Origin of the sequence: Micromonospora sp. NBRC 101691, assembly GCF_030269285.1 — a bacterium.
GTDB classification, from domain to species: Bacteria; Actinomycetota; Actinomycetes; order Mycobacteriales; family Micromonosporaceae; genus Micromonospora; species Micromonospora echinospora.
The window spans coordinates 149,987-167,332 of record NZ_BSTB01000011.1 but is presented as its reverse complement, the minus strand read 5'-3'; the positions used below and the strand labels follow the sequence as shown (position 1 = coordinate 167,332).

Annotated in this window: 19 protein-coding genes; 10 read left to right on the top strand and 9 right to left on the bottom strand. The window is 71.9% G+C overall.

Going from position 1 to position 17,346, the window contains the following annotated elements; all coding sequences use genetic code 11:
• Positions 1–48 precede the first annotated feature (48 nt).
• Together QSK20_RS18475 and QSK20_RS18470 are read right to left on the bottom strand one after the other, a co-directional pair.
• Entirely contained in the window at positions 49–828 is a 780-nt protein-coding gene (locus QSK20_RS18475; protein WP_285789835.1) for a glucose 1-dehydrogenase, read from the bottom strand.
• Positions 825–2,663 (bottom strand): glycoside hydrolase family 15 protein, encoded by a 1,839-nt coding sequence (locus tag QSK20_RS18470; protein WP_285789834.1) that lies wholly within the window; start codon positions 2,661–2,663, stop codon positions 825–827. The genes QSK20_RS18475 and QSK20_RS18470 overlap by 4 nt, the downstream gene beginning before the upstream one ends.
• 134 nt (positions 2,664–2,797) lie before the next feature.
• Here QSK20_RS18470 and QSK20_RS18465 point away from each other — a divergent pair, with 134 nt between their 5' ends.
• Positions 2,798–3,382: a general stress protein gene (locus QSK20_RS18465; protein ID WP_285789833.1), complete on the top strand. Its 585-nt coding sequence runs from the start codon at positions 2,798–2,800 to the stop codon at positions 3,380–3,382.
• A gap of 73 nt (positions 3,383–3,455) precedes the next feature.
• Here QSK20_RS18465 and QSK20_RS18460 read toward each other — a convergent pair whose 3' ends face one another.
• Positions 3,456–3,986 carry a GNAT family N-acetyltransferase gene (locus QSK20_RS18460; RefSeq protein ID WP_285789832.1) on the bottom strand — a complete coding sequence of 177 codons (531 nt, stop codon included), beginning with the start codon at positions 3,984–3,986 and terminating at the stop codon, positions 3,456–3,458.
• Positions 3,987–4,196: 210 nt separating this feature from the next.
• Between QSK20_RS18460 and QSK20_RS18455 the strand changes: the two genes are divergently transcribed.
• Positions 4,197–4,856 (top strand): permease prefix domain 1-containing protein, encoded by a 660-nt coding sequence (locus tag QSK20_RS18455; RefSeq protein WP_285789831.1) that lies wholly within the window; start codon positions 4,197–4,199, stop codon positions 4,854–4,856.
• Positions 4,857–4,976: 120 nt separating this feature from the next.
• Here the strand turns inward: QSK20_RS18455 and QSK20_RS18450 are convergent, their stop codons facing one another.
• Positions 4,977–5,315: a PadR family transcriptional regulator gene (locus QSK20_RS18450; RefSeq protein WP_285789830.1), complete on the bottom strand. Its 339-nt coding sequence runs from the start codon at positions 5,313–5,315 to the stop codon at positions 4,977–4,979.
• Between the two features lie 238 nt (positions 5,316–5,553).
• On the opposite strand from QSK20_RS18450, the gene QSK20_RS18445 reads away from it, so the two are divergent.
• A complete protein-coding gene (locus tag QSK20_RS18445) occupies positions 5,554–5,964 on the top strand; it encodes a DUF6059 family protein (RefSeq protein WP_285789829.1) in 411 nt (136 codons plus the stop codon).
• A gap of 93 nt (positions 5,965–6,057) precedes the next feature.
• Here QSK20_RS18445 and QSK20_RS18440 read toward each other — a convergent pair whose 3' ends face one another.
• Together QSK20_RS18440 and QSK20_RS18435 are read right to left on the bottom strand one after the other, a co-directional pair.
• Entirely contained in the window at positions 6,058–7,158 is a 1,101-nt protein-coding gene (locus QSK20_RS18440; protein ID WP_285789828.1) for a threonine synthase, read from the bottom strand.
• A gap of 125 nt (positions 7,159–7,283) precedes the next feature.
• The gene (locus QSK20_RS18435; RefSeq protein WP_285789827.1) at positions 7,284–8,018 is read right to left on the bottom strand and encodes a maleate cis-trans isomerase family protein; all 735 of its coding nucleotides are present in this window, start codon (positions 8,016–8,018) and stop codon (positions 7,284–7,286) included.
• A gap of 161 nt (positions 8,019–8,179) precedes the next feature.
• On the opposite strand from QSK20_RS18435, the gene QSK20_RS18430 reads away from it, so the two are divergent.
• The 6 genes from QSK20_RS18430 (at position 8,180) to QSK20_RS18405 (ending at position 15,333) form a co-directional block, all read left to right on the top strand.
• Positions 8,180–9,763, top strand: coding sequence for a multicopper oxidase family protein (locus tag QSK20_RS18430; protein WP_285789826.1), 1,584 nt, complete (start codon positions 8,180–8,182; stop codon positions 9,761–9,763).
• A gap of 279 nt (positions 9,764–10,042) precedes the next feature.
• Positions 10,043–10,444: a SchA/CurD-like domain-containing protein gene (locus QSK20_RS18425; RefSeq protein WP_285789825.1), complete on the top strand. Its 402-nt coding sequence runs from the start codon at positions 10,043–10,045 to the stop codon at positions 10,442–10,444.
• A gap of 87 nt (positions 10,445–10,531) precedes the next feature.
• Positions 10,532–12,367 (top strand): asparagine synthetase B family protein, encoded by a 1,836-nt coding sequence (locus tag QSK20_RS18420; RefSeq protein WP_285789824.1) that lies wholly within the window; start codon positions 10,532–10,534, stop codon positions 12,365–12,367.
• A gap of 93 nt (positions 12,368–12,460) precedes the next feature.
• Positions 12,461–13,510, top strand: a complete 1,050-nt coding sequence (locus tag QSK20_RS18415) for a PLP-dependent cysteine synthase family protein (RefSeq protein WP_285789823.1) — start codon at positions 12,461–12,463, stop codon at positions 13,508–13,510.
• A gap of 10 nt (positions 13,511–13,520) precedes the next feature.
• Positions 13,521–14,717 (top strand): M24 family metallopeptidase, encoded by a 1,197-nt coding sequence (locus tag QSK20_RS18410; RefSeq protein WP_285789822.1) that lies wholly within the window; start codon positions 13,521–13,523, stop codon positions 14,715–14,717.
• A 187-nt stretch (positions 14,718–14,904) separates the two neighbouring features.
• Positions 14,905–15,333, top strand: coding sequence for a hypothetical protein (locus QSK20_RS18405; protein ID WP_285789821.1), 429 nt, complete (start codon positions 14,905–14,907; stop codon positions 15,331–15,333).
• A 26-nt stretch (positions 15,334–15,359) separates the two neighbouring features.
• Here QSK20_RS18405 and QSK20_RS18400 read toward each other — a convergent pair whose 3' ends face one another.
• From QSK20_RS18400 to QSK20_RS18390, 3 genes are all read right to left on the bottom strand, one after another.
• A complete protein-coding gene (locus QSK20_RS18400; RefSeq protein WP_285789820.1) occupies positions 15,360–15,524 on the bottom strand; it encodes a hypothetical protein in 165 nt (54 codons plus the stop codon).
• A gap of 133 nt (positions 15,525–15,657) precedes the next feature.
• Positions 15,658–15,864, bottom strand: a complete 207-nt coding sequence (locus QSK20_RS18395) for a helix-turn-helix domain-containing protein (RefSeq protein WP_088985077.1) — start codon at positions 15,862–15,864, stop codon at positions 15,658–15,660.
• On the bottom strand, positions 15,864–16,322 hold the full coding sequence (locus QSK20_RS18390; protein WP_285789819.1) for a DUF2975 domain-containing protein: 459 nt from the start codon (positions 16,320–16,322) through the stop codon (positions 15,864–15,866). The genes QSK20_RS18395 and QSK20_RS18390 overlap by 1 nt, the downstream gene beginning before the upstream one ends.
• A gap of 281 nt (positions 16,323–16,603) precedes the next feature.
• On the opposite strand from QSK20_RS18390, the gene QSK20_RS18385 reads away from it, so the two are divergent.
• Positions 16,604–17,278: a hypothetical protein gene (locus QSK20_RS18385; protein ID WP_285789818.1), complete on the top strand. Its 675-nt coding sequence runs from the start codon at positions 16,604–16,606 to the stop codon at positions 17,276–17,278.
• Positions 17,279–17,346: the final 68 nt, after the last annotated feature.

The window sequence follows — 17,346 nt, the reverse complement described above, 5'->3', positions numbered from 1 at the left end:
CGGGCCCCCGGCCGACGCGGCCGGGGGCCCACCGGACGTTCGCGCCGGTCAGGCGCCCTGGCCCTGGTTCTGCATGAGCCCACCGTCCATCACGTACGTGGAACCGGTGACGTAGTCGGCCTCGTCGCTGGCCAGGAAGACCGCCAGCCGGCCGATCTCGTGCGGCTCCGCGGCCCGCTTCCACGGGATGCTCTGCACCTGCTCCTCGAGGTACTTCGGGTCGTCGATCGCCTGCTGGTTGAACGGGGTGAGCACCATGCCCGGCGCGATGTTGTTGACGTTCATCCGCATCGGCGCGCCCTCCAGGGCCAGCGTCTTGGCGAACTCCAGCAACGCGCCCTTGCTCGTGTCGTAGTCCGCGCCCCCGGCCCGGGCCACCTCCTGGTGGATCGAGGTGGTGTTGATGATCCGCCCGCCGCCGCCGGACTCGCGGCGGTGCCGGACGAACCGGCGGGAGCAGAAGAACGCCCCGTACACGTTGGTGCGGATCGCCCGGTCCCAGGTCCCGGTGTCCAGGTCGGCCACCGGGGTGCCGGAGGCGTCCACCCCGGCGTTGTTCATCAGCACGTCCAGTGCGCCGAACTCGGCCAGCGCCTCGTCGAACATCGACTCGACCCGCTGCTCGTCGCTGATGTCGCCCTGCACCACGATCGCCCGCCGGCCGGACGCCTCGACCTCGCCCCGGGTGTGCTCCGCCCCCTCCCGGTCGTGCAGGTAGTGCACCACCACGTCGGCGCCCTCCCGGCCGAACTCGATCGCCGTCGCCTGTCCGATCCCCGAGTCCGAACCGGTGATCAGTGCCGTCTTTCCCGCCAGTCGTCCGGTCACGATCCTGCTCCCTCCCTCGTGCCCGTGCCGCTCGGCACGGGCTGGTGCGCCCGTGGTCGGGCCCGCTCGGCGGCCTCGGTCAGCCGGCCGGCCGCGTTGATCAGTCCGATGTGGGAGAACGCCTGCGGGAAGTTCCCGAGTTGCTCCCCGGTGACCGGGTCGATCTGTTCGGCGAACAACCCCAGGTCGTTGACCCGCCCGACGAGCCGGTCGAAGAGCCGCTCGGCCCGGTCCCGCTCGCCGGCCAGGGCCAGGCAGCCCACCAGCCAGAACGAGCAGATGAGGAAGCCCGCCGGGTCGCCGTCCCAGCGCCGCAGCAGCCCGTCGTGGCCGAGCCGGCGTTCGACGAGCGCCATCGTGGCGCGCATCCGCGGGTCGTCGGCCGGCAGGAACCCGACCAACGGCATGACGAGCACCGAGGCGTCCAACTCGTCGGAGCCGAAGGCCCCGGTGTACGCGCCGACCCGCTCGTTCCATCCCCGGGTGAGCACCGCCCGGCGGACCTCGTCCCGGGCCGTCGCCCAGCGGGTCAGGTCCGCCTCGTCGCCCAACCGGAGGCCGAAGCGCACCGCCCGGTCCAGCGCGGTCCAGCACTGCACCTTGGACGAGAGGTAGTGCCGCTCGGCGTCCCGGGCCTCCCACATGCCGGAGTCCGGTCGCCGCCAGTCGCTGGCCGCCTGGTCGGCCAGGGCCCGCAGCAGGGTACGCACCTCGGGCGTCATCGGGTCCAGGTAGTGCCGCATCAGCCAGGCCGCGTCGAGCACCTCGCCGAGCACGTCCGACTGCCGCTGCCGCCACGCGTCGTTGCCGACCAGGACCGGCTGGCTGTCGGCGTATCCGCGCAGGTGGTCGAGGCGGTGCTCGGTGAGGTCCCGCTCGCCCTCGACGCCGTACATGATCGGGGCCGGCTGGCCGTCGATGCGTCCCATCGCCCGGGCGACCCAGGCGAACTGACGGTTCGCCTCGTCCGGGCAGGCCGCCCGCCACAGGGCGTGCAGGGTCAGGCTGAAGTCGCGTACCCAGACGAAGCGGTAGTCGTAGTTGCGGTCCCCGCCCGGCTCCTCCGGCAGCGAGGTGGTCGCCGCGGCCACCACCGCCCCGCTGGGCTGGTAGGTCATCCCCTGCACGACCATCGCGCTGCGACGCACCTCCGGGCGGTGGCTGCCCTGGTAGTCGTGCAACGCCGCCCAGGAACGCCAGCCGGCCGTCGCCTCCGCCACCACCTCGTCGGCCGCCGGCACCGACACGCCGGGCCCCTCGTCGGCGGGCGTCCAGGCGAGCGTGAAGCGGTACGTCTCACCGGCCCGGACGTCGAACCGGGAGCTCGCCTCCCCCACCCCGAAGGTCAGCGGGACGTCGCTGCGCAGCCGCAGGGTGGCCGTGCCCGCGGTCGCCTCGACCAGGCCGTCCCGGTCGGTCAGGTAGGCGGTCACCCGGCCGTACTCGAAGCGGGGCCGGTAGTGCAGTCGCATCCCGACGGTGCCGGAGAGGCCGTGCACGACGCGGGCCAGCATGCGTGGCGGACGGCGGCCGATCTCGTGGCCCCGCGCGCCGGGCTCGATCGCGAGGGCGTCGGTGACGGCGACCGCCCCGTGCGGGGTGGTGAAGACCGTCCGCAGCACGAGCGTGTCGTCCAGGTACGCGCGCTCGCACTCGTACCGGCCGTCCGGGTGGACCGACCAGTGTCCGGCGTCCTCGTCGAGGATCCGCCCGAACACCGAGGGCGCGTCGAAGCGGGCCGGGCACCACCAGTCCACGGTGCCCCACCGGTCCACCAGAACGGCGGTGCACCCGTCGGCGAGGAAACCGTGCTCGCTGATCCGTGCGTTCTCCACACGACGGCCTACCCGGCCGGCCCATCGAACATTCGCCCCGACCGCGCCGACCATCCCGGGGGTGGCCACGGGCCGACCGGGTTACCGGGCGCGGCGGGCGGGAACGCGGAGGGTCGAGGCGAAGGAGGCAGCTCATGACCAGATCCTCGACTCCGGCCGCCGCCGGGCAGCCGTGGACGGCAGGCGCTGGCACGATGCCGTCCGGTCCCGCCGGCCAGACGATGCCGTTCGACGACGGCCGGGGCCCGCAGGGTGACCGCCCCACCGTGACCATCGGGTCGTATCCGGACTATCCGTCCGCCCAGCGGATGGTGGACCACCTGGCGGACAACCGGTTCCCGGTGGAGCACACCGCCATCGTGGGCACCAACCTGACCCTGGTGGAGACCGTGCTCGGCCGGATGACCACCGGCCGGTCAGCGCTGGTCGGCGCCGGTACGGGAGCCTGGTTCGGGCTCTTCATCGGCCTGCTGTTCGGCATCTTCACCACCGGCGCCTGGGCCGCGGTCATCCTGGTCGGCATGGTGGTCGGCGCGATCTGGGGTGCCGTGTTCGGGGCGATCGCCCATGCGATGACCGGTGGTCGCCGCGACTTCACCTCGGCCAGTTCGCTGCGGGCCGGCCAGTACGCGGTCACCGTCGACGCCCAGTTCGCCGACCAGGCGCAGGACCTGCTCGGCCGGATGCACCTGACGCCGTCCCGGGGTACGGGTCGGTGACCGGACGTCGGTCGGCCGCCGGGCCGGCCACCCGACGGAGCCGGTGGGGCACAGTCCCGCCGGCTCCGTCCGTTCACCCGTCGGTGGCGAGCCGGGCGTGCAGGTGCTCGTCGTGGCGGCGGCCGTCGCCGTAGCGGTGGGACTCGCGCAACGTCCCCTCCAACGGATAGCCGGCACGTGCGGCGACCCGGCACGAGGCGGGGTTCGCCACGGCGTGGCAGAGCTCGATCCGGTGCAGGCCGAGCGACCCGAACGCCCAACCGGTGACCGACCGGACGGCGGCGGTGGCGACGCCCCGCCCCCGGGCCCCGGGCACCGTCCAGTAGCCGATCGAGGCCTCGTCCCCGTGGATGCGGTGCAGGGAGACCGAACCGGCCAGGGCCCCGCTCGTCACGTCGGTGACGGCGAACGACGCATGGGTGCCGGCCGACCAGTCGGCGCGGGCCCGGGTCCAGTCCTGCGCCCCGGCCAGATCCAGCCCGGGAGCGGACGGGTTCCACTGTGCCGTCTCCGGGTCGCGCAGCGCGGCCAGGACGTCTGCGGCGTCCTCCTCGCGCCAGGGACGCAACAGCAGCCCAGGGGCGTGTAGTTCGACATGTTCCACGGGCCGGGAGTCTTGCACGCCACGCCGGTCCCATGCGCGGGATTTCTGTCGTCACCGCTCCGCCGGGAAACGGGCCCATCGATGGCGCTGAGCGGTGGAAACGTGGCACCCGGGATCGCCGGAGACATCCCCGAGGGGGAAGCTAAGGGTCATCTCGGGGCGTTCCCTGAGGAGAACGCGAGGCGCAACTTGCCTATACTCGTCCATGCGATGGTCCCGGCGAGGGAGCTGCTCCGGATGGACATGATCGAGGCATACGTCGCCCAGTTGGACAAGGCCCTCCGCGGCCCCCGGGCGACCAAGGCCGATCTCCTCGCCGAGGCGCGGGACGGTCTCATGGACGCGGCCGACGCCTACGAGGACGCCGGTCTCGACCGACGCGACGCCGAGCGGCGGGCGGTCGCCGAGTTCGGGGCGGTGCCCGAGATCGCGCCCGACTACCAGACCGAACTGGGGCTGGCCCAGGGCCGCCGTACCGCGTTGTTGATCTTCTTCGTGCTGGCCGCCCAGCCGGTACTGTGGCGGCTGACCCGGCACCTGGCCGGCGGGGTGGGGTACGACAGCCCCGGCTACCGGCTGGTCGACGAGGCGGTCAGCTGGATGGGCACGGCGACCCTCTTCGCCGCGATCCTGGCCGCCACCGCCGCCGGATACGGCGTGCGCTATTTCGGCGCGCGCCGTCGGGTCGTCCGGGCCACCGGGGTCTTCGCCTTCGCGGTCTGCGTGGTCTTCTCCGTGCTCGGGGTGCTGCTGACCGTGCTCACCCCGAACGCGCTGAGCCTGGCCGGGTTGCCGAGCGCGCTGGTGTTCCTCGGCATCCCGCTGGCGGGAATCGGCGTCGCGGGCCGGAACTGTCTGAGCGCCGCCTGACCCTCGACCGGACGGACCGCCCGGTCGGACGGGACACGGGGAGAGCACCGCGCTTCTGCGGCGACGGTCACCCCGGTCGCCGCGCGGTGCCACCCGGGGACCGGGCGGCACCGGGTCGACTCAGGCGAAGCCGGCCGCCGTGCCGGGACGCAGCACGCCCTCGACCACCGCGGCGAAGTCCCGCCACTCGGAGCGCTCGTCGGCCAGGGCCCCCCGCCCGGAGGCGGTGAGCTGGTACGTCCGACGCTTACGGCCGCTGACCGTGCTCCACTCGCTCTGCACGTAGCCCGCCCGCTCCAACCGGCGCAGGGCCGGGTAGAGGGTGCCGGTCGGCAGGTCGAGCGCGCCGCCGCTGCGGGCCTGGAGAGCTTCCATGATCGCGTAACCGTGCAGCGACTCGCGCTCCAGCACGGAGAGAATCAGGGCGTCGAGGTGCCCCCGCAACGCGTTTGGCCTCATGTAGCCAATCTACACGAAGGCACTTCGGTAGCCTAGCTACAGGTAGATACCCTATTTGGGATGATCAGGGCGGTTGCCCTCGCCGATCCGGTCCGGGCACCGTCGCCGCCATCGCCCCTCGACCACACGTCGAGTCGTGCCGACCATCCTGGTGCCACGCCGGGAGACGGCGGGACCGCGCCGACACCCGACGCCCGCCCCCGTCACCGCGACACGACGTGCGGACGAGGACGGCGGGATGGACGCGTACAGGTTTCTCAGCAGGTGCGGCCGGCTGGCCACCCAGGCCGCCCGGGAGCTGTTCACCGGGTTGCAGACGTTCGGCGCGGCGCTGATCGGCGCGCCGCTGCCACCCGAGGCCTTTCCTCCCGCCACGCCACCGGCGGTTCGGGCCGCGTCGCCCGACGAACCGGTCGCCGGTCCCAGGGCCACCGACCGGCCGACGAGCGGCGGAACCGGGCGGTCGACGATCGGCGAGCCGGGGCGACCCACCGTCGGCGAGCCGGGGCGACCGACGTCGCGGATCGGGCCGGGCGGGCTGCGGGCCGGGGCGGAACCGGGCGCGCCGCCGGCCGGACACCCCGAGCGGTTGATCCCCCACGTTCCCCCGACCCCGACGGAACGTCGGCTCTGGTCGCAGCTGCGCTGATCCCGGGCGCCGGTCGGGCCGCCCCGCTGACGGTTCCGGGGCGGTCGGCGTCGACCACCCCGGACCACGGGGACCGCCACCGGGGCGGCGCGGTCACATGCCCTTGAGACCGTGCGCGGTGGCCACCACGACGACGTCGGACTCGGGGGTCATCGTCCCGGCGGCCAGGGCCCGGGAGACGGCGAGCAGACCGGCCGCGCTGCTCGGTTCCAGCGGCAACCCGGCCCGCCAGAGGCGGCGGGTCTCGGCGAGGACGCTCTCGTCGTCCACCGCCACGGCGTGCCCCCGGGACCGCCGGACCGCCTCCACGGCCTGGACGGCGAGCTGGTTGCCGCCGAGTGACGGCATCGCGTGGGTGGCGCCGGGGAACGTCGCGTACTCGTCGGCGCCGGCGAGCACCGCCGCGACCCGGGGGAAGGGCTCCACCAGGCAGATCCGGGGCACCGCGTCGGCGCCGAGCAGCTCCCGGAAGCCGAGGTGGACGCCCCACGCGAGGTCGCCCCGGGACGCCGGCACCACCACCCACTCCGGCGCCCGGCCGGCCCGGTCGGCGAGGATCTCCTCCGCTACCAGCTTGTACCCCTCGATGCCGAACGGGCTGCTGCCCACCGGGGGGACGACGAAGTTGGTGACCGGCAGCATGGTGCGGGAGTCGCGGTAGGCGGCGACGTGCTTCCAGCGCTGTTCGCTGTGCGGGAAGGAGACCACCTCCGCACCGAGGTCGCGCATCAGCTCCACCACCCGGGCGGGGGTGTCGTCGGTGACCGCGATCTCGCAGCGCAGCCCGGCCCGACCGCAGTAGGTCGCCAGCGACACCCCGGCGTTGCCGGAGGAAGCGGCGACGATGCCCTCGTAGCCGGCGTGCACCGCCCGGCTGACCACCACCGCGCTGAACCGGTCCTTGTGCGAGCCGGTGGGGTTGGCGCCCTCCCACTTGAGGGCGACGTCCAGCCCCGGCACCGCCCCGGGGACGTCGGTCAGCAGCGGGGTACGCCCCTCGCCGAGGGTGATCGGTCGCAGGTAGGGCTGGTCGACCCCGGTGGCGTCCCCCGGGGTGTAGACGCACTCCAGGTTCATCGGTCGGCCCTGGGCCAGGCAGGCCGGGCAACCGGTGGAGTGGTCGGCCACCTCGTACCGGCGGTCGCAGCGGATACAGGCGAGCCCGGCCAGGCGCGGGTTCTGAGTCGTGGGCATGCTTCTCCCGGGCCAAAGTGGACGGACGGCGGTCGGACGGACCCGAGCCGGACGCCCGCGGAAGCGTCCAGTCTAGGTGGGGCGGATCTTCCCGGTCGCGGGACCGAGCCGCGTGGTCCGGGGGTTCAGCGACACAGGTCGGCGTATCCGTCGAGGGGGAACACCTCCGGTGCGCGACCGGCCAGCCGCAGCCCCTCCCAGCAGGTCGCCTCGTTGCTGGAGACGACCGGCAGGCCGAAGCGCCCGCGCAGGACCCGGGCGGCCTCCAGTCCCCGGAACGCGGTGCAGCTGACGAAGATGCCGTCGGCGGCACCCGGGTCGACGACCGCGGCGGCGATCTCCTCCGGCGGGACGGAGGCGGTGTCCAACGGGTCGGGCAGGGCCGGACCGGCGGTGGCGGTCACCTCGATGCCGTGTGCGCCCAGGAAGGTCACGACCAGCTCGTCGAGCCAGGGCTCGTACGGCGTCACCAGCACCACCCGGCTCAGCCCGAGCGAGCGCAGCGCCGCCACCACGGCGGTGGACGTGGTGGAGGCGGGCACGCCGGACGCGGCGGTGATCCGTTCGGTGATCTCGGCGTCGTAGCCGAGACCGTGGTAGAGGCTGCCGCTGGTGCAGGCGAAGACGATCGAGTCGACGGCGGCGTGGGAGAGCATGGTGGCCGCCTCGGGCACGCGGTCGGCGAGCGCGGCGAGTTGCTCGGGGGTGTCCCGGATGATGGACATCCGGGCGACGTGCGCGCTGACCGTCGCGGGCAGGCTCAGTCGCAGGTCCCGCTCGATGACCGTGTTCACACTGGGCACCAGGAAACCGAGCCGGTGGGTCCACCGGGGATCGCGGTGGGTCGGGGTGTCCGCCATGATCGGACGGTAGCGAGATCCGCTCGAGCGTCGGACGAGTCCCGGCGCTCCGGGTGGGCGAGCCCCGCCTGCCACCATTCGGCTTAGGTAGGGTGGCTACGTGTAGCGTACTGGCACGTGACCGGTTGTCCCACCGCCGGTCTCCCTCGTGAGGAGCTGTCATGAACCTGAGCCGTCGACGTCTGATCCAGCTGGCGGGCGGCGCAGCCGCTGCCGTCCCACTCGCCGGGTGTTCGGAACTCGGCGACCGGCTCGGTGACAACCTGGGCACCCGGTCCGGCTCCAGCACCGGTTCCAAGATGGAGAGCGAACTCGACGTCCCGGACCAGTTCAAGGTCCCACTCCCCCGGCCCCAGGTACTGAAACCGACCAACTCCGACGGGACCACCGACTTCTACGAACTCACCCAACGGTCGGCCAAGGTGGAGATCGTTCCCGGGCACAAGACCGAGATCTGGGGTTACAACGGCACCTTCCCCGGGCCGACCATCGAGTCGCGCGCCGGCCGGCGCACGGTGGTCCGGCACCGCAACGAACTCTCCGTGCCGGTGGTGGTGCACCTGCACGGCGGGAAGACCCCGCCCGAGCACGACGGCTACCCGATCGACTACATCCTGCCCAACGGCGGCTGGGAACCGGGCGACAGCATGGGCGGCCACGACATGGCCCCCGGCAACACCAGCCAGGGCACGAAGGACTACATCTACCCGCTCGACCAGCCCGCCGCCACGCTCTGGTACCACGACCACCGGATGGACTTCACCGGTCCCCAGGTCTACCGGGGGCTCGCCGGCTTCCACATCGTCCGGGACGACGAGGAGGACGCCCTGCCGCTGCCCAAGGGGGAGCAGGAGGTGCCGCTGTTCATCTGCGACCGGGCCTTCTCCGAGGACGGCTCGTTCCGCTACCCCTCGGCCGACCACAACCTGCACGACCCGGGGGTGACCGGGCAGTTCTCCAACGGGGTGCTCGGCGACGTCATCCTGGTCAACGGCGCGCCCTGGCCGATCATGGACGTCACGAACACCCGGTACCGGTTCCGGGTCCTCAACGGCTCCAACGCCCGGCGGTACGGCCTCAGCCTCGACCCGAAGCCGAGCGACGGCAGCTCGTTCGTCCAGATCGGCAGTGACTCGGGCCTGCTCGGCGCGCCGATCGGACACGACAAGATCGAGATCGCCCCGGCCGAGCGGTACGACCTGGTCATCGACTTCTCGAAGTTCAAGGTCGGCACCAGGGTCACCCTCCGCAACGAGCTGGACAACGGCAAGCTCGGCGCGATCATGCAGTTCCACGTCGCCCGCAGCGCCTCGGACGACAGCACGGTGCCGAGCCGACTGGCCGACTTCGAGCAGCTCGACCGCTCGATGGCCGTCCAGACCCGGCAGTTCCTGTTCGGCCAGGGGGTCTCCGGCGGCAAGCAGATCTGGACGGTCAACGGCAAGCCGTTCGACCCGAAGCGGATCGACGCCCAGCCCAAGCTCGGCTCGGTGGAGATCTGGAAGCTGGTCACCGACGTCCACCACCCGGTGCACCTGCACCTGGCCCACTTCCAGGTGCTCAGCCGCCAGGGCCGGCCGCCGTCGGCCCGGGACGCCGGCTGGAAGGACACCGTCGACATCCTGCCCGGTCAGGTGGTCGAGGTGCTGGCCAAGTTCACCGGCTACAAAGGCAAGTACGTCTTCCACTGCCACAACCTCGAACACGAGGACATGGTCATGATGAGCAACCTCGAAGTGGTCTGACTCCCCCGCACGACCACTGCGACGACCGGCGCGTACCCGAGACGGGTGCGCGCCGGTCGTCGTCCGCGCGCCCGGGTGGACGTCGCCGCGGGTGACCGCGACGAAGCAACGCGGTGACCAGCGGACGCGGCCGCCGGTCACTCCGCCTGGCTTGAGCCCTTCCCAATCCGCCTTCGAGCCGGCGATGGAAACGTGCGCCTCGGCGGAGTTGGCGATCACCAGGCCGCCCCGTCCGGCCACCCGCCGAAACCGACGACCACGCGCGAAAGGACCGCGAGCATGCCGTACGCCGCGATCAGGTACGACGTCATTCCCGGACACGAGGACGAGATCGCCGAGATCTTCCAGAGCTTCCGCCGGGTCAGCACCCCGGTCCTCAAGAACGAGCAGGGCGAGGAGGTCGGTCAACTGCTGGGCAGCGCCGTCTTCATCAGCGACGAGATCGTCGTCCGGGTCATCCACTACGAGGGCGACTTCCGGGCCATCGGCCGGCACATGGGCCAGCAGTCCGGCGTGCACGACCTCGAGGGCAAGCTCGCCAAGTACCTGAAGAAGCAGCGGGACACCAGCAGCCCGGAGAAGTTCGCCGAGTACTTCCGTAACGCCAACATGCGCTGCATCGCGCAGCTCACCAAGGAGAACTACCCCGGCCCGGTGCCGGCCGGCGCGCAGCAGGGCTGACCGCTCCTCGGCGAATCCGGTTGCCGGTGGCGTCGCCACCGGCAACCGCCCTCTCCCCCACCTCGATCAGCGCGGAAAGGTAGCTCCATGTCTGGCGTGTTTGGCTGGATCGACTTCACCCGGGACCTGGTCCTGGACCGACCCGTCGTCACGATGCTGACGGCGACGCTGGCCCAGCGGGGCCCGGACGGCGAGGCGGTGTGGGTCTCGCCGCGTGCCGCGCTGGGCTACCGCACCCTCGACGCGGACGGCGCGGGCGGCCGGCAGCCGTTCGTCACCGAGGTCGACGGCGCCCCGGTGGTCGCCGCCGTGACCGGCGCCCCGCTGCACCTCGACGACCTGCGGCAGCGACTGCGCTCGGCCGGACGGGGCTTCGCCCCGGAGACCCCTGCGGTCGAACTGATCGCCGCCGCGTACGCGCAGTGGGGGGTCGAGTTCATCCCCTGGCTGGCCGGCCCGTTCGCGATCGTCATCTGGGACGCGCGGACCGAGGAGCTGGTGCTGGCCCGGGACCAGCTCGCCCAGCAGCCGCTGTACTACACCCACACCTCCACCGGGCTGATCTTCGCCACCGAGCGCAAGGCCCTGCTGGCGCACCCCGAGGTCGACGCCGTCCTGGACGCCTCCGGGCTGCGCGAGGCGATCTCCCACGCGCTGCCCCCGGGCCCGCTCTTCAAGGGCCTGGAGTCGGTCAAGGGCGCCGAGATCGCCCGCTTCGGCCGGACCGGCTGGACCAGGCGGACGTACTGGAAGCTCTCCTCCCGCCCGCACGAGGAGGACCTGGAGAGCACCACCGCCACCGTCCGCCGGATGCTGGAGGACAGCATCCGGGAGACCCTGCCGACGGACACGTCCCGGCTGGTGGCGACGCTCTCCGGCGGCATCGACTCGTCCTCGGTGGCGGCGCTGGCCGCGGCCGAGCTGCGCCGCCGGGGCGGCGACAAGCTGCGGACGTACACGGTGGACTTCAAGTCCAGCGAGTTCGAGGCGGACGTCATGCGGGACACCCGTGACTCGCCGTACGCGCAGGCCGTCGCGGACATGATCGACTCGGTGCACAACCTGGTCGAGCTGGAGTCGACCGACATCCTGCACCCGATCATCCGGCAGGGCATGCTGCGGGCCAAGGACGCCCCCACCCGGATCTACGACATGGAGACGTCGCAGTACCTGTTCATCCAGCACGCGGGAGCGCAGGGCGGCAGGATCGTCCTCACCGGCGGCGCGGGTGACCAGCTCTTCCAGGGCGCCCGCTGGTCCACCGACCAGGGCCTGGTGGAGTCCGGCACGTTCCCGTGGATCGCGCTGGCCCAGCGCTTCGGCGCGGCGAACGGCTTCGGCACCGCGCTGCTCAACGCCGACACGCTCGCCGCGTTGGACCTGCGGAACTACTACGCCGACGAGTACCAGAAGGCGATCGGCGAGATCGAGTACCTGCCGGGCGAGGACGAGTGGCAGCGGAACATGCGCCGCGTCTCGTACCTGGTGCTCACCCGGGGTCCGCTGGACTCGTCGGTGTTCGCCGCCGCCGGGCTCCAGACCCGCGCCCCGATCAACTACTACAAGCTCGTCGAGTACGCCTACAACATCCCGGCGGCGTACCAGCACCACGGTGGCATCGAGAAGAGCCTGCTCCGCGCGGCGGTCGCCGACCTGCTGCCCGAGCAGGTGCTGAAGCGTCGGCAGAGCGCCACGCCGGTCAGCAACCACCCGAGCTACGCGCAACGGCTCCAGGACGAGTTCCGGGCGATTCTCGCCGACCCGGACGCCCCGGTCCGTCCGCTGATCGACCTGGAGGCGTCGAAGGCGCTGGCCGAGGACGCGCCGCGACTGGCCAAGGACCGGCTCGCCCGCGCGGCGGCCGAACTGACCCTCCAGCTCAACCTCTGGCTGCACCACTACCGGGTACGGCTGGCGCTGTAACGCCGCCTCCTGAGCGGCACACGCGTCGACCGCTCCCCGCACGACCGTCACCAATCCGCTCGCATCGGCGACTTCACGGCGTAGGGGTACGACATGATCAATGACAGTGTTCTGGACACAATCGGCCGTACCCCGGTGGTCCGGCTCAACCGTCTCCGGGTCGACAACGGCTCGGAGATCCTGCTCAAGCTCGAGTCCCGCAACCCGGCCGGCAGCGTCAAGGACCGTACCGCGCTCTCCATGGTGCTGGAGGCGGAGCGCGACGGGCGGCTCAAGCCCGGCGGCACCATCATCGAGTCCTCCTCCGGCAACACCGCCAAGGGACTCGCGCTGATCGGTGCCGCCCGCGGGTACCGGGTCATCCTGGTCACCGACCCGAAGGCCCCGGCGTCCATGGTGGAGTACGTCTCCGCCTTCGGCGCCGAACTGGAGATCGTCAAGGAGCCGGACGAGACCGGATACCAGCGGCCCCGGCTGAACCGGGTGCACGAGCTGTTGGCGTCCACGCCGGGAGCGTTCTGGCCCAACCAGTACGACAACCCCGCCAACCCGAAGATCCACGCCGAGCAGACCGCGTACGAGATCCTCGACGACGTCGGCCAGTTCGACGCGCTCGTCGCGGCGGTCGGCACCGGTGGGCACATCAGCGGGCTGGCCGAGACCCTGAAGAAGAAGCTGCCGGACGTGGTCACGGTGGGGGTCGACGCCAAGGGGTCGAGCGCGTTCGGGTTCCCGTACGAGACGTGGCTGATGCGGGGCCTGGGCATCGCCTGGAAGCCGGAGAACCTCACCACCGAACTGGTAGACCGGGTGCACCTGGTCGCCGACCACGAGGGGATCGCCACCAGCCGGCTGCTGGCCCGCAAGGAAGGGCTGCTGGTCGGCGAGTCGGCCGGGGCGGCGGTCTTCGGGGCGCTGCACCACGCCCACCACAACCCGGGCTCCCGGATCGTCGCGGTGGCCCCCGACGACGGCGGGAACTACCTCGGCGAGTCGTACGACGACGAGTGGCTGCGGGCGCACGGCCTCGGCGACCAGGTGGCCGCGCTCACCACGACGGAGCTGCTGGTCACCGCCGCCAAGGACCCGGCCTGGCCGTCGATGACGCTGGAGCAGGTGTCCCGCCTGGTCACGAGTGCCTGAGGAGGGACACGTGTTCGCCAACCTCGACCGGCTGGCCCGGTTCATGGACGAGCAGGGCCTGGACGGACTGGTCGCCACGACCATCGAGAACGTCTACTACCTGACCGGCGTGGCCGCCGTCGGTCTGGAGATCTTCCCGCACACCGGCCAGGCGTACGCGGTGGTCACCCGGGACGCCCTGGACCGGCCGCACTTCGTCGCCTCCCGGTGCGACATCGACCAGGCGCTGGACGCGTCCGTCGAGATCGCCGGCGCGATCGGCTACGGCGTCTTCTACCGGGAGCTGCCCGACGGCGTCGCGCTGACCGACCGGGAGAAGAAGCTCGTCGCCACGTCGGTGGACGCCCCGGTGGTGCCGACCCCGATGGACGCCCTGGTGGAGACGCTGCGCCGGGCCGGGCTCGCCGAGGCCCGGATCGGCCTCGACGAGGACGGGGTGGCGCACGGCTACGTCGACGCGCTGCGCCAGAAGCTGCCCCGGCTGGACGTGCGGATGGCGTCGAACTCGCTGCGCTGGGCCCGCAAGGTCAAGACCGAGCGGGAGGTGCGCAGCGTCACCGCCGCCGCGCACGTGGCCGAGATCGGCATCCAGGCGGTCGGCGCGCTGGCCGCGCCCGGGGTGACCGAGCGGGAGCTGGTCCGCGAGTTCGAACGGGCGGTGGCCGGCGCGGGCGGCCGGGCCAAGTTCAGCCACATCAAGATCGGCCGGGCCGGGGTGTGGGGCCAGACCCGCCCCAGCGACGTGGCGCTGCACCGGGGCGACGCCATCTGGTTCGACGTCGGCTGCGTGGTGGACGGTTACTGGGCCGACATCGCCCGGGTGGTCAACCTGGGCGAGCCGCCGGAGAAGCTGGTGACGTACTACGCCGCCATGAAGGCCGGCTGCGACCGGGCGTTCGAGGAGGCCAAGCCGGGGATGACCGGCGGCGAGCTGTTCCGGCTCGTGGTCGACGCGGTGCACGAGGCGGGCGTGCCGCACTACCGCCGCAACCACGTCGGCCACGGCATCGGCGTCGAACTGTACGACCGGGTGAACATCACGCCGGAGAACGAGGACACCCTGGAGGAGGGGGTCGTCGTCAACATCGAGACGCCGTACTACGAGTTCGGCCTCGGGGCCGTCCAGGTCGAGGACCCGTTCCTGATGACCGCCGACGGCAACACCATGCTGACCACCCTGGACCGGGATCTGATCGTCCTGGACTGATTCCCACCCGTACCACCGGCACGCCGGAGTCCGTCGGGCTCCGGCGTGCCGTCGTGTGCCCGGCGCGCCGTTGGTTGCAGTGTGTGCAGGGGCCCCCTGCTCATCACCAGACGGTAGGAAGGTGCCCCTGCAACCACCTCAGCGGGCCGGCGCCTCGCCCCCTGACGCGCCTGCGATCATGCTGGGCATGCGGGACGAGAACCTCGTCGGGCGGTGGGACACCGGCCCGTACGACTACGGGGCGATGGAGTCGAGCTGGCTCTGTCTCCGCCCGGACGGCACCGGCTGGAGCGCCTGCGCCAACGTCGGCGGCGGGACGGTCAGCCACCTGGACTGGTCCTGCCCGAGAGACGACGAGATCGAGATCCGGTACGTCTGGACCGCTTCCGGCCACTGGTCGCCCGGCGAACCGCCCGCCCTGGTCGAGATCGAGGAGGAGGGGACGGACGACACGGTGGTGCGCACGCGCTACTCGATCACGCTCGACACGCCGCCCCTGGCCGAGACGCCGATGACCACCCTGCACCTGGCGGAGCCGGTCGAGTTCGCGCACGACTTCGCGCTCGCGACACGGGACGTCGACGACGCCGACCCGGCCGCCGGGGACCACGGGTAGGCGGGGCGGCGGCGACGCGCGTACCGCTATCCGCCGCGTCGGGCGAGCCGGACACCGTAACCGACCGCGCCGACGACGAGCAGGGCGCCCAGGAGCTGGAGGCCCGGCGAGTCGTCGGCCTCCCCGTACACGACGCCGGCGAGCCCGAGCGCGACGGCGAGGAGGGCGACGACCGCGAGAACGTACTTCATGAGGTCTCCTTCGCAGAGGCCGAGCCCGCCGCCGAACGTGCCGGCGGGCGGGCTCGGCCGGATCGTGGTTCCGCATCGCCACGACGCAGGACAGCGGCGGCGGCGGTGGGGTGGAGTGGGGTGCCGGGGTGGCTCAGTCCTCGACCCACTCGAGCAGGTCACCGGGCTGACAGCCGAGCACCCGGCACATCGCCTCCAGGGTGCTGAACCGGACCGCCTTGGCCCGCCCGTTCTTCAGCACGGCCACGTTCGCCGGGGTGAGCCCGACCCGCTCGGCGAACTCACCGACGCTCATCTTGCGTTTGGCCAGCTCGACGTCGATGCGGACGACGATGGGCATCAGATCACCGCCTCCATGTCGGTCCGCAGGGTGGTGGCCTGCCGCAGCAGCGCCCGCATGACCACCATCAGCAGTCCCAGCGCGGCGACCCCCACCACCATCAGGAACAGCAGGAGCGGCAGTCCGGGATCGGACGCGTTGAAACCGACGAAGAGGAAGACACCCACCAGCACCGCCCAGGCGGCGGTGATCGCCCAGACGATCGCGTCCACCCAGCGCAGGGCGACGTCGCTGAAGATGCGGTCGTGCTTGACCAGGGTGAGCAGTTTCCAGGTGGCCACGATCACCACCTGGACGCACAGCACCCAGAAGACCGCGACAGCGGTCATCGGCCACCGGAGGTAGGCCATGTCCGGGGACTCCTCGGCCATGTGCGCGAACTGTCCGGGCAGCGAGAAGGTCTGCAACAGGACCAGGATCCCGAACAACACCACGAGGAAGACTCTGAGCGGGGCCACCGCTCGATGCTCGGCTAACATGCATCGACTATCACTCGTAACCTATCGAAAGTCAATCGGTTCGCCGATTCGCCTCCGATCCGGACCGGGGGCACGGAGACGGGCCGGACCGGCACCCGACACCCGCGTACCCGACACCTGCGCGCCCCCGGACCGCCACCCGCGGCACGCCGGGGCCACCGCGTGAACGATCTTTCTCGATATAGGATCGCGCCGATGTTCGGGCCCACCCGAATCGGACGTCGACACCGGCCCGACCGCCGGTACCCCTTGGAGGAATGGTGAAGTTCAGTCTTGCCCGCGCGGCTGCCGCCCTGGTGCTCGCCGTGGGCGCCGCCGTCGCGTCGGCCACTCCCGCCAGCGCGCACGCCACGGCAGACCCGGTCAACGTCTATCCGCCGATCCAGGGCTCGTCCACCTGGGACCGGTTCGGCCTCTCCGGGCCCGGCGGACACCACGTCGTCTTCTCCAACTGGGGGTACATGAACGACTGGTCGGTCGACATCTACCGCAACCCGGGTGCCACCGTCGTCTCCCCCTTCGGCACCAAGTCCGCCGCCGGGCACGCGATCGCGGTGAAGGTGGTGACCGTACGGCCGGGCTGCGCGACCGGGAACCTCGCCGACGGCGGCTACCGGATCGGGCTGGAGGCACGCGACACCGCCACCGGGGCGATCATCGCCCGGGCCGACGTCATGCACGTCGCCAACAAGCCCAGCAACATCGTGGTGGGCGCCTCGGTCGGCCCGTGGACCAAGCTCGGCGAGACCGGCCGGTTCCGGTACTCCAGCTGCTACCAGGTCAACGGCGACAGCGGCGCGCACATCCACCTTGAGGTGATCAACCAGCACCGGTACTCGTGCTACGTCGCCCGCTCCGCCAACACCGCGCTCACCGACATGACCGTGATCGGCAAGGTCGGCGTCCACTACTCGGGCCAGCGTCAGCGCTGCTGACCCGGCACGGCGCCCCGTGGCCCCACACCGGCGACGCGGTGTGGGGCCACGGGTGGTACGGATGACCG

Bases quoted from the DNA above. Each gene is read 5' to 3' on its own strand.
- QSK20_RS18465 (WP_285789833.1), top strand. From the start codon at position 2,798: ATGACCAGATCCTCGACTCCGGCCGCCGCCGGGCAGCCGTGGACGGCA.
- QSK20_RS18455 (WP_285789831.1), top strand. From the start codon at position 4,197: ATGGTCCCGGCGAGGGAGCTGCTCCGGATGGACATGATCGAGGCATAC.
- QSK20_RS18450 (WP_285789830.1), bottom strand. From the start codon at position 5,315: ATGAGGCCAAACGCGTTGCGGGGGCACCTCGACGCCCTGATTCTCTCC.
- QSK20_RS18445 (WP_285789829.1), top strand. From the start codon at position 5,554: ATGGACGCGTACAGGTTTCTCAGCAGGTGCGGCCGGCTGGCCACCCAG.
- QSK20_RS18440 (WP_285789828.1), bottom strand. From the start codon at position 7,158: ATGCCCACGACTCAGAACCCGCGCCTGGCCGGGCTCGCCTGTATCCGC.
- QSK20_RS18435 (WP_285789827.1), bottom strand. From the start codon at position 8,018: ATGGCGGACACCCCGACCCACCGCGATCCCCGGTGGACCCACCGGCTC.
- QSK20_RS18430 (WP_285789826.1), top strand. From the start codon at position 8,180: ATGAACCTGAGCCGTCGACGTCTGATCCAGCTGGCGGGCGGCGCAGCC.
- QSK20_RS18425 (WP_285789825.1), top strand. From the start codon at position 10,043: ATGCCGTACGCCGCGATCAGGTACGACGTCATTCCCGGACACGAGGAC.
- QSK20_RS18420 (WP_285789824.1), top strand. From the start codon at position 10,532: ATGTCTGGCGTGTTTGGCTGGATCGACTTCACCCGGGACCTGGTCCTG.
- QSK20_RS18415 (WP_285789823.1), top strand. From the start codon at position 12,461: ATGATCAATGACAGTGTTCTGGACACAATCGGCCGTACCCCGGTGGTC.
- QSK20_RS18405 (WP_285789821.1), top strand. From the start codon at position 14,905: ATGCGGGACGAGAACCTCGTCGGGCGGTGGGACACCGGCCCGTACGAC.
- QSK20_RS18400 (WP_285789820.1), bottom strand. From the start codon at position 15,524: ATGAAGTACGTTCTCGCGGTCGTCGCCCTCCTCGCCGTCGCGCTCGGG.
- QSK20_RS18395 (WP_088985077.1), bottom strand. From the start codon at position 15,864: ATGCCCATCGTCGTCCGCATCGACGTCGAGCTGGCCAAACGCAAGATG.